11 protein-coding genes are annotated in these 10,696 nt (G+C 75.4%); 5 read left to right on the plus strand and 6 right to left on the minus strand.

The window, feature by feature from the left end:
- Positions 1 to 707, plus strand: a 707-nt coding sequence (locus AB0M28_RS38375; protein WP_365415111.1) for a zinc-binding dehydrogenase, incomplete at its 5' end; no start/stop codon positions are given.
- On the plus strand, positions 704 to 1,339 hold the full coding sequence (locus AB0M28_RS38380; RefSeq protein ID WP_365415113.1) for an MBL fold metallo-hydrolase: 636 nt from the start codon (positions 704 to 706) through the stop codon (positions 1,337 to 1,339). The genes AB0M28_RS38375 and AB0M28_RS38380, both read left to right, overlap by 4 nt.
- Before the next feature lie 93 nt (positions 1,340 to 1,432).
- Here AB0M28_RS38380 and AB0M28_RS38385 read toward each other — a convergent pair whose 3' ends face one another.
- A complete protein-coding gene (locus AB0M28_RS38385; protein ID WP_365415115.1) occupies positions 1,433 to 3,097 on the minus strand; it encodes an IclR family transcriptional regulator C-terminal domain-containing protein in 1,665 nt (554 codons plus the stop codon).
- Positions 3,098 to 3,238: 141 nt separating this feature from the next.
- Between AB0M28_RS38385 and pcaH the strand changes: the two genes are divergently transcribed.
- Genes pcaH through pcaB form a run of 3 tightly spaced genes read left to right on the plus strand, consistent with a single transcriptional unit; the run spans position 3,239 to position 5,974 of the window.
- Positions 3,239 to 4,045 carry a protocatechuate 3,4-dioxygenase subunit beta gene (gene pcaH, locus AB0M28_RS38390; protein ID WP_365415117.1) on the plus strand — a complete coding sequence of 269 codons (807 nt, stop codon included), beginning with the start codon at positions 3,239 to 3,241 and terminating at the stop codon, positions 4,043 to 4,045.
- The gene (pcaG, locus tag AB0M28_RS38395; protein WP_365415119.1) at positions 4,042 to 4,605 is read left to right on the plus strand and encodes a protocatechuate 3,4-dioxygenase subunit alpha; all 564 of its coding nucleotides are present in this window, start codon (positions 4,042 to 4,044) and stop codon (positions 4,603 to 4,605) included. The genes pcaH and pcaG overlap by 4 nt, the downstream gene beginning before the upstream one ends.
- Positions 4,574 to 5,974, plus strand: coding sequence for a 3-carboxy-cis,cis-muconate cycloisomerase (gene pcaB, locus AB0M28_RS38400; protein ID WP_365415121.1), 1,401 nt, complete (start codon positions 4,574 to 4,576; stop codon positions 5,972 to 5,974). The genes pcaG and pcaB overlap by 32 nt, the downstream gene beginning before the upstream one ends.
- Here pcaB and AB0M28_RS38405 read toward each other — a convergent pair.
- The 5 genes from AB0M28_RS38405 to AB0M28_RS38425 all read right to left on the minus strand — a co-directional run.
- Positions 5,971 to 6,459: a nitroreductase family deazaflavin-dependent oxidoreductase gene (locus AB0M28_RS38405; RefSeq protein WP_365415123.1), complete on the minus strand. Its 489-nt coding sequence runs from the start codon at positions 6,457 to 6,459 to the stop codon at positions 5,971 to 5,973. The genes pcaB and AB0M28_RS38405 overlap by 4 nt on opposite strands.
- A 72-nt stretch (positions 6,460 to 6,531) precedes the next feature.
- Entirely contained in the window at positions 6,532 to 7,167 is a 636-nt protein-coding gene (locus AB0M28_RS38410; RefSeq protein WP_365415125.1) for a lactate utilization protein C, read from the minus strand.
- A complete protein-coding gene (locus AB0M28_RS38415) occupies positions 7,164 to 8,642 on the minus strand; it encodes a lactate utilization protein B (RefSeq protein ID WP_365415127.1) in 1,479 nt (492 codons plus the stop codon). The genes AB0M28_RS38410 and AB0M28_RS38415 overlap by 4 nt, the downstream gene beginning before the upstream one ends.
- Entirely contained in the window at positions 8,639 to 9,391 is a 753-nt protein-coding gene (locus tag AB0M28_RS38420) for a (Fe-S)-binding protein (RefSeq protein WP_365415131.1), read from the minus strand. Before AB0M28_RS38420 ends, AB0M28_RS38415 begins: the two co-directional genes overlap by 4 nt.
- A 5-nt stretch (positions 9,392 to 9,396) precedes the next feature.
- Positions 9,397 to 10,696 (minus strand): rhamnulokinase family protein (locus AB0M28_RS38425; RefSeq protein WP_365415129.1); only part of this gene is annotated, 1,300 nt, incomplete at its 5' end.

Genomic DNA, 10,696 nt, shown 5'->3' on the forward strand with positions numbered 1-10,696 from the left:
GCTGCGGCACGGTCAGCAGCTGGGGCTTCGCGGGATCGGTGCCGACCATCGCGCCGAGAGGCGCGGCCGCCTCACCGGCCGCGGTCAGCGGTACGCTCCTCGGCTGCGGAGTGATGGCCGGGCTCGGCGCCGCCATCAACACCGGCGGCGTCAGCCGCGGCGACTCCGTGGCCGTCATCGGCGTCGGCGGCGTCGGCGGCGCCGCGGTGGCCGGGGCCCGGCTGGCCGGCGCCGCGAAGATCATCGCCGTGGACATCGACGACCGCAAGCTCGCCACCGCCACCTCGCTGGGCGCGACGCACACCGTCAACTCGCGCGAGACGGACGCCGTGGAGGCGATCCGCGACCTCACCGGCGGCTTCGGCGCGGACGTCGTCATCGAGGCCGTCGGCCGCCCGGAGACCTACCGGCAGGCGTTCTACGCCCGCGACCTGGCCGGCACGGTGGTCCTGGTCGGCGTGCCGACGCCCGAGATGAAGCTGGAGCTGCCGCTGCTGGACGTGTTCGGCCGCGGCGGCTCCCTGAAGTCCAGCTGGTACGGCGACTGCCTGCCCTCGCGCGACTTCCCGATGCTGATCGACCTGTACCTCCAGGGACGGCTGGACCTGGACGCGTTCGTCACCGAGACGATCCCGCTGGACGGGGTGGAGGACGCGTTCACCCGGATGCACAAGGGCGACGTGCTGCGTTCGGTGGTGATCCTGTGACGGCCGCCGCCCGGATCGAGCGCCTCGTCACCTCCGGCACCTTCAGCCTGGACGGCGGCACCTGGGACGTCGACAACAACGTGTGGCTCGTGGGCGACGACGAGGAGGTCCTCGTGATCGACGCCGCGCACGACGCCGACGCCATCGCCGCCGCGGTCGGGGACCGGCGGGTGACCGCCATCGTGTGCACGCACGGCCACGACGACCACGTCGGCGCCGCGCCCGCGCTCGCCGAGCGGACCGGTGCGCCGGTCCTGATCCATCCGGACGACCTGGTGCTGTGGAAGCTGACGCACCCGTCCCGCGAACCCGACGGCCATCTCGCCGACGGGCAGCGCCTCACCGTGGCCGGGACGGACCTGACGGTGCTCCACACCCCGGGCCACGCGCCGGGGGCCGTCTGCCTGTACGCCCCGGACCTGGGCACGGTGTTCACCGGCGACACGCTCTTCGCGGGCGGGCCGGGGGCCACGGGACGGTCGTACTCCGACTTCGGCGTCATCATCCGCTCGATCGGCGACCGGCTGCTGACGCTGCCGCCGGGGACGGTGGTACGCACCGGGCACGGGGACTCGACGACGATCGGGGACGAGGCCCCGCATCTGCAGGAGTGGATCGACCGCGGGCACTGACGGGCGGCGCGCCCCTCGGCCGGGTCCCAGGGGCGCGCACCCTCGGCCGGGTCCCGAGGGGCGCGGGTCGGTCCGGCCTCCGGGGGCGCGCCCTCAGACCGGGCGTACCCGGGTGAAGCGCGACGCCGCGTGGTAGTCGCCCTCGATCCGGGCCACCGCCTCCCGCAGCGGCGGCAGCAGCTCCTCGCGGGCCTGCCGCGCCGTGCGGCGGCTGGCGTGCATCGAGACGTTGACCGCCGCCACCACCCGGCCCGCCCGGTCGCGTACGGGTACGGACAGCGAGCGCAGGCCCTCCTCCAGCTCCTCGTCCGCCACGGCGTGGCCCTCGCGGTCCGCCTGGTCGAGGAGGGCCGCCAGCCGCGCCGGGTCGGTCACCGTGTGCCGGGTCAGCGGGGCGAGGTCCGCGCCGGCCAGATACGCGGCGCGGTCCGCGGCCGGCAGCCCGGCCAGCAGCACCCGGCCCAGGGACGTGGCGTACGCCGGGAAGCGGGTGCCCAGCGTGATGTTGACGCTCATGATGCGCACCGTGGGCACCCGGGCCACGTACAGCACGTCGGCGCCGTCCAGCACGGCCATCGACGCGGAGTCGTGCACCCGCGCCACCAGCCCCGCCAGATGGGGCTGGGCGATGTCCGGCAGGCTCAGCCCGGACAGCGCCGCGAAGCCGAGGTCCAGGACGCGCGGGGTGAGCCGGAAGAGCCGGCCGTCGGTGGCGGTGAAGCCCAGCTGCTGCAGCGTGAGCAGGGCCCGCCGCGCGGTGGCGCGGGCCAGCCCCGTCGCCTCCGCGACGGCGGTCAGCGGCAGTTCGGCGCGGCCCGCGTCGAAGGCCGTCAGCACGGACAGGCCGCGGGCGAGCGACTCGACGAACCCGGGCCCCAGCTCCTGCTTCGACTCGCGCGCCCACTGCGACGTGGCGGATCGGGGCCCGGGCACGGACGCGGCCGCCGCCTGCGCCGGCGCCCGCTCCATCACCCGCACCGCCTCCCGCACCCGCGGCAGCGCCGCGTCCCGCAGCGACGCGGCGCTGTGCCGGCTGGTGTGGCTCACGACGCTCAGGGCGCACGACTGCCGCCCCGCGGCGTCCCGTACGGGCAGCGCGAACGCCACCAGACCGGGCTCGATGAGCTGGTCGTCCAGCGCCACGCCCGCCGTGCGAGCCGCCCGGGTCCGCGCCTCGAAGCCCGCGGCCGCCTCGCCGTGGTCGGGCGGCACCGCGGGGAAGCCCGTGTGCCGCGGATCCTCCGCCCGGCGGGCCCGCCACGCCGCCCACTGCTCCGCCGGCCAGTCGGCCGCGAACAGGGCGCCCGGCGCGCCGCGTTCGGCCGGCAGCAGATCGCCGATCCGCAGCGTCAGCGACATCGCCCGCCGCCGCACCGCCTGGTGGACGAAGCGCACGCCGTCGCGGTCGGGGACCGCGAGCGACACCGACTCGTCCAGCTCGTCCGCGAGCGCGTCGGCGACCGGCCCGAGCAGCTCCGGCAGCCGCGAGGCGCCCAGATACGCGTTGCCCAGCTCCGTCAGCAGCGGGGTGAGCACCGCGTCGCGCCCGTCGAGCCGCAGATACCCGACGTGCGCCAGGGTGCTCACCACCCGGTCCACCGTGGAGCGGGCCAGCCGCGTGTCCCGGACGAGTTCGCTGACCGCGCGCCGGCCCCCGGCGGCGGACAGCGCCCGCAGCACGGCCAGCCCGCGGGACAGCGAACCCACGGCCGCCGCGGGCGCGTCCGCGCCCAGGGCGGCGGGGGAGAGGGAGGTCATCGGCGCTCCAAGCGGCAAGGGCGGCAGGGGGGCGTACTCGGCTCCGCGGCAGGGGCGTTGACAACCGCCGCCCCCGGGACGAGACTCCGGACGAAACGCATTATGAACGAAAGTTCACGCAGCGAACAAGGGGGAATGCGGATGTCCCGCCCGCCGCTCAGGCCGCCCGCGCCACCCACACCGCTCACCCAGGGCGACATCTCCGCCGAGATCGCCGGAGCCCACGAGGCGTACGCCAAACGCCTCGCCGACGGCGCCCCGGCCGAGCACCACCCCCGCCGCGACTACGCGCCGTACCGCAGCAGCGCGCTGCGCCACCCCAAGCATGCCCTCGTCCCGGCCGGCGGCGACCCCGAAGCCGTGGAACTGAGCGGACCCGTCTTCGGCGCGACGGACGTCACCGCCCTCGACCACGACCTCACCCGGCAGCACCCCGGCGAGCCGCTCGGCGAGCGCATCACGGTCACCGGCCGCGTCCTGGACCGCGCCGGCCGCCCGGTGCGCGGCCAGCTCGTCGAGGTCTGGCAGGCCAACGCCGCCGGCCGCTACCCCCACCGGCGCGACGACCACCCCGCCCCGCTGGACCCGAACTTCACCGGCGTCGGCCGCACGCTCACCGGCGACGACGGCACGTACCACTTCGTCACGGTCAGGCCCGGCGCCTACCCCTGGCGCAACCACACGGGCGCCTGGCGCCCGGCGCACATCCACTTCTCCCTCTTCGGCACGGCGTTCACCCAGCGCCTCGTCACGCAGATGTACTTCCCCGGCGATCCGCTCTTCCCGTACGACCCGATACTCCAGTCCGTCACGGACGACGCGGCCCGCGCACGGCTCGTCGCCGTCTACGACCACGGCCTGTCCGACCCCGAGTTCTCCCTCGGATACCGCTGGGACATCGTCCTCGACGGACCCGCCGCGACCTGGACCGAGGAGGGCGCGCAGTGACGTATCCCCCCACCCCGTCCCAGACGGTCGGCCCGTTCTACGGCTACGCGCTGCCCTTCCCCGACGGCGGCGCCGTCGCCCCGCACGGCCACCCGGACACGCTCACCGTCCACGGGCACGTGTACGACGGGGAGGGCGCCCCCGTCCCCGACGCCCTGCTGGAGTTCTGGCAGCCCGCGCCCGACGGCTCCCGCGCGGGCGCGCCCGGCTCGCTCCGCCGGGACGCCGTCACCGGCGGGTATCTGGGGCGCAACGGCACGGACTTCACCGGCTTCGCCCGTGTCGCGACGGACGCCGCGGGGCACTACGCGCTGCGGACGCTGCCGCCCGGCGGGGTGCCGTACCTGGCGGTGATCGTCTTCGCCCGGGGGCTGCTGCACCACCTCCACACCCGGGTCTACCTCGACGTGACGGCCGACGACCCGCTGCTGGCGTCCCTGGAACCGGGGCGGCGGGCGACGCTGCTGGCGGCCGAGGAACGGGAGCGGGTGCACCGTTTCGACGTCCGGCTGCAGGACGATGGGGTGCATGGAGAGACGGTCTTCCTTGCCTTCGGCTGACTCCGGTCCGCCCTCTGCCGCCGACCACGGACTGCTGTCGCCCGTACACGCCGGGTCGGCCGTGGAGCAGGCGACGGGGGACGCCGCGTTCGTACGCGCCATGCTCGACGCCGAAGCCGCGCTCGTACGGGCGCAGTCGGCGCTCGGGCTCGCCCCGCCCGCGGCGGCCGAGGCGATCGCGGCGGCGGCCGCCCGCACCGACCGGTACGACGCCCGGGACCTGGCGCTGCGCGCCCGCGCCGGCGGCAACCCGGTCATCCCGCTGGTCGCCGACCTGACGCGGGCCGTCGCCGAACACGCCCCCGGGGCAGCCGCGTACGTGCACCGCGGCGCCACCAGCCAGGACATCCTCGACACGGCGGCGATGCTGGTCTGCGCCCGCGCCCTGCCCCACCTCCTCGCCGACCTGCACCGCACGGCGTCCGCCCTGGCGGCCCTGGCCGCCGCCCACCGCGACACCCCCATGCCGGGCCGCACGCTCACCCAGCACGCCGTGCCCACGACGTTCGGGCTGAAGGCCGCCGGCTGGCGGGCCCTCGTCCTCGACGCCCACACCCGCCTCACCGCCGCCCACACGGCCCTCCCCGCCCAACTGGGCGGCGCGGCGGGCACCCTGGCCGCCTTCCACGCCCACGCCGAGGCGGACGGCGTGCACGACCCGGCGCCGGGACTGCGACTGCTCGCGGCGTACGCCGCCGAGACCGGGCTCGCCGAACCACTGCTGCCCTGGCACACCCTGCGCACACCGGTCGCCGACCTGGGCGGGGCGCTCGCGTTCACCGCGGGGGCGCTGGGGAAGCTGGCGGCGGACGTGCTGCTGCTGACCCGTACGGAGACCGGTGAGCTGGCCGAGGGCGCGGGCGGGGGCTCCTCCGCGATGCCGCACAAGGCCAATCCGGTACGGGCCGCGCTCATCGCCTCCGCCGCCCGCCAGGTGCCGGCGCTGGCCGGTGTCCTGTACGCCTGCCTCGCCGCCGAGGACGAACGCCCCGCCGGCGCCTGGCACGCGGAGTGGCAGCCGCTGCGGGACGCACTGCGCCTGACCGGCGGCGCGGCCCGCGACGCGGCGGAACTCGCCACGGGGCTGCGCGTCGACGAGCGCCGCATGCGTGCGAACCTCGACGCGACGCACGGCCTGGTCGTCTCGGAGCGCCTGGCGGCGGCACTCGCCGCGGAGCTGGGCCGCGACGAGGCGACACGCGTGCTCACCCGGGCCGCGCGCCGCGCCGCGGCGGAACGCCGCCCGCTGGCCGAGGTGCTGGCCGAGGACCCCGCCGTCCCCGCGGTCGACGCCCTGACGGACCAGGCGGACTACACGGGCGCGGCGGGGGCGCTGGTCGACCGGGCGCTGGGTGACCAGAGGGGTTAGCGGGGCTCCAGCACGACGACCGCCGTCTCCGACGGCCGCATCGCGGCGAACGCGTCCAGGTCCTTGTCGATCTCCCGCCAGCGGGACCACAACCGCTCCCGCTCCGCGCCGGTCGCCACGCGGCCGCGTACCGCCCGGCGGCCGTCCTTGAGGTCGGCGGTCGCCTCGGGCCGCGCCTGCAGATTGAGCCACCACGCGGGCTCGGCCGCGCCCCAGCCGTTCATGGCCAGCGTGACGAGGTTCGGGCCGTCCTCGACGTACGCGATGATGACGGCCCGCTGCTGCCCGCTGCGCCGGCCGACGGTGGTCAGCCGCAGGGTGCCCCACCGGTCGGCCCGCGGCCGCCACAGCCCGACCCGCCCCCGGAAGAGGCGGTACAGCCCGCGGTGCACGTGCCACGCCGTCCGGATGAACCATCGCGGCGGCAGATACGGCGCCTTCTTGCCTTGCTCACCCGGCACGGCGACCCCCGGTCCGTACGACATCGGTCACGGCCAGAACGTTAGCGCCGGCCGTGGCCGGCCCACCAGAGGCCGAAGAGCCCGTTGCGCCGCCGTTCAGGCGGTGACGAGGACGACGTCCAGCCGGCGCGGGCCGTGGACGCCCTCGACGCGGTCGAGTTCGATGTCGCTGGTGGCGGAGGGGCCCGAGATCCAGGTCATGGGGCGCGTGGGGTCGAGGCGTTCCAGGGCCTCGGGGACGGAGTCGACGACCTGGTCGGGGACGCGGACGACGCAGACGTGGTGGTCGGGGACGAGGGTGATGCGGCGTCGTCCCTGGCCGTCTCCGCCGTCGAGGACGATGGTGCCGGTCTCGGCGACGGCGAGGGCGCACCCGGTCACGACGCTGTCGACCGTGTCCAGCGCGTACGGGGTGTCACCGGGGCTGTCGGGCAGCAACTCGGCGCGGGTGGCGGCCAGCCAGCCGTCGGGCAGCCCGTCCGGTACGACGACCCGGCCGCCGTCGAGGAGACCGGCGAGCACGGCGGGCAGGCCCGCCGCGTCCGTGCGGTGCACGATCGCCCGGTAGTCCGCGAGGTTCTCGGCCAGCAGGTCGGCCGTCTGCGCCGCGGTGCGCGAGCCGTGGACGCGCAGATAGGAGCGGTCGACCGCCGTCTCGTACGGGGCGGGTGCGGCAGCCGTGGGGCCGAGGGCTCGCCGGACCCGTCCCAGGATGACGTCTCTGCTGCTCACTTCTCGTTCTCCTGTCCGCCGCGCGTGCGCTGCCACCAGTCACGGAACGGTTCGGCCGGCACCTGCGGCAGTTCGCGGGTGGCCGACCACGCGCGGCCCGGGCCCGGCAGCTTGCGGGGGTGCAGGCGCCGGGTGCGCGACGCCAGCCGCTGGCCGGCGCGCAGGACGCCGGGATGCGTGAACGCCCAGCGCGCCGCGCGCATCGCGGCGCGTTCGGCGGCGTGCCCCTTCGCGGGCTTCAGGGTCACCTTCCGGCCCGCACTGGTCACCTCGCCGCCCTGGACGACGCGTTCGCGGAGGTGGACGAGGACTTCGGGGATGTCGATGGCCACCGGGCAGACGTCGTAGCACGCTCCGCACAGCGACGAGGCGTACGGGAGGGAGGCGTCGAGTTCGCTGGCCGTGCCGCGCAGCTGCGGGGTGAGGATGGCGCCGATCGGCCCGGGATAGACCGAGCCGTAGGCGTGGCCGCCGGCGCGTTCGTAGACGGGGCAGACGTTCAGGCAGGCGGAGCAGCGGATGCAGCGCAGGGCCTGGCGGCCGACCTCGTCGGCGAGGGTGTCGGTGCGTCCGTTGTCGAGGAGCACCAGGTGGAAGTCCCGCGGTCCGTCGCCGTCCGTCGTACCCGTCCACATGGTCGTGTACGGGTTCATCCGCTCGGCGGTGGAGGAGCGGGGGAGGGTCTGCAGGAACACCTCCAGGTCCCGCCAGGTCGGGACGATCTTCTCGATGCCGACCACGGAGATCAGGGTCTCGGGCAGGGTGAGGCACATCCGCCCGTTGCCCTCCGACTCCACGACCAGCAGCGTGCCCGTCTCGGCGACCATGAAGTTCGCGCCGGAGACGCCGACCTTGGCGCGCAGGAACTTCTCCCGCAGATGCCGGCGCGCCGCCTCCGCCAGCTCGGCGGGGGAGTCGGAGAGGCCGTCCGGCGCCGGGCGGCCCCACCGCGCCATCTCCGTGCGGAAGATGTCGCGGATCTCGCCGCGGTTGCGGTGGATCGCCGGGACCAGGATGTGCGAGGGGCGGTCGTCTCCCAGCTGCACGATCAGCTCGGCCAGGTCGGTCTCGTAGGCGCGGATGCCCTCGGCCTCGAGCGCCTCGTTCAGGCCGGTCTCCTGCGTGGCCATCGACTTGACCTTGACGACCTCGCTCTCGCCGGTCGCCTTCACCAGGCCCGCCACGATCCGGTTCGCCTCGGCGGCGTCCGCCGCCCAGTGCACCGTGCCGCCCGCGGCGGTGACCGCGGCCTCCAACTGCAGGAGATACGTGTCCAGATGGCGCAGGGTGTGGTCCTTGATCTGCTTGCCTGCCTCGCGCAGCCGCGCCCAGTCGTCGAGTTCCGCGACCGCCTTCGCGCGCTTGTCGCGGATCGTGTGCGTGGCGTGGCGCAGATTGCCGCGCAGCTGGGTGTCCTTGGTCGAGACCGCCGCCGCCTTCGGGAAGGCCGGCATACCCACGAACGTGCCGCTCACCAGACGTCCCCTTCCGTACTCGCCAGGATCTCGGCGATGTGCACCGGCCGCAGCTCGGTGCGCAGCCGTGCCATGGTCCCGCCGATGTGCATCAGACAGGAGTTGTCCGCCGCGCACAGCCTGTCCGCGCCGGTGGAGACGGCGTTGCGCACCTTGTCCGCGCCCATCGCCGCCGAGACGTCGGCGTTCTTCACCGCGAACGTGCCGCCGAAACCGCAGCACTCCTCCGCCCCCGGCAGCTCGACCAGCTCGAGCCCCCTGACCGCCCGCAGGAGCCGGTACGGGCGCCCGGCCAGCCCCAGGCCGCGCAGGCCGTGGCAGGTCGGGTGGTACGTCACCCTGTGCGGGTAGTACGCGCCGACGTCCGTCACGCCGAGGACGTCGACCAGGAACTCCGTCAGCTCGTACGTCTTCGGCACCACCGGCGCCACGGCCTCGGCGAGGCCGTCGCCGCGTCCCTCGGCGCGGGCCCGCTCGCCCATCCGCGGGTACAGCTCGCGCACCATCGCCCCGCACGAGCCGGACGGGGTGACGATCGCGTCGTAACCGGCGAACACCTCGGCGTAGCGGAGCGCGAGCGGCTCCGCCTCGCGCCGGTAGCCGGTGTTGTAGTGCGGCTGGCCGCAACAGGTCTGCCCCATCGGGAAGTCGACCTCGACGCCCAGCCGGTTGAGCAGGCTGACGACCGCGCGCCCCGTGTCGGGGTACAGGGTGTCGTTCACACAGGTGAGGAAGAGGGCCACGCGCATCGTCATCACGCTACTCCGATCCGTGCCGCGGCCCGGTCCCAGGCCGAGCGGTCGCCGGCCGGCTCGTACCGCGTCAGCTGCTGGGTCCGTGCCAGCAGCGCGCGCATCTGCGCCCGGTCGCCGACCAGGCCGTGGGCCCGCGCCTGCACGAGCGTGTTGCCGAGCGCCGCCGCCTCGGCGGGTCCGGCGACCACGGGCAGGCCCAGGGCGTCGGCGGTGAGGCGGCACAGCAACGCGTTGCGGGCGCCGCCGCCGACGATGTGCACGACGTCCACCGGCCGGTCGGCGAGGCGCTGTGCCTCCTCGATCGTGCGGCGGTGCGCCAGGGCGAGGGAGTCGAGGATGCAGCGGGTGGTCTCGGCGGGGGACTGCGGCACCGGCTGTCCCGAGGCCCGGCAGGCGTCGGCGATCCGCTCCGGCATCCGGCCGGGCGCGAGGAACGCGGGATCGCCGGCGTCCACCACGGACCGCAGCCCGGGGACGGCGGCCGCCTCCCGCAGCAGCGCGCCGAGTCCGGGCTCGCCCCACTCGCGCACGCACTCCTGGAGCAGCCACAGGCCCATGATGTTGCGCAGATAGCGGACCGTACCGTCGAGCCCCAGCTCGTTGGTGAAGTTGGCGCGGCGGCTGTCCTCGGTCAGCACGGGGGAGTCCAGTTCGAGTCCGGCGAGCGACCAGGTCCCCGTGCAGATGTACGCGAAACGCTCGCCGTCCGTCGCGGGCACGGCGGCCACGGCGGAGGCGGTGTCGTGCGAGCCGACCGCCGTGACGGGGATGTCGCCGTCCAGGCCGGTCTGCTCCAGGACCCCGGGCAGCAGCCGCCCGGCGGGGTCGCCGGGGCGGCGCAGCGGCGGGAAGAGGCCGAGGTCGACGCCGAGTGCGTCGGCGACGCCGTGCGCCCAGTCGCCGGTGCGCGGGTCGATCAGCTGGGTGGTGGAGGCGTTCGTCAGCTCGGTGCCCGCCTCGCCGGTCAGCCAGTACGAGACGAGGTCCGGAATCAGCAGCAGCCGGCGGGCGGCGGCCAGGGCGGGCGTGCCCTGGGCGGCCATCAGCTGGTAGACGGTGTTGAAGGGGAGGGTCTGCAGACCGGTCGCCGCGTACAGCTCCGCCGGGGGGAGCACGGACGCCGCCTTGTCGGCCATGCCGGCCGTGCGGTCGTCGCGGTAGTGCACGGGGTTGCCGACGAGCGTGCCGTCGGCGTCGAGGAGCCCGTGGGCCAGTTCCGCGGCGCGGGCGTGCGCCTGCGGTCTGGTCAGCCGGTAGAGGCGGCCCTGCATGACGAGTTCCTCGCGGACGGTCGCGTTC

The organism is Streptomyces sp. NPDC051940, from assembly GCF_040680895.1.
GTDB lineage: Bacteria > Actinomycetota > Actinomycetes > Streptomycetales > Streptomycetaceae > Streptomyces.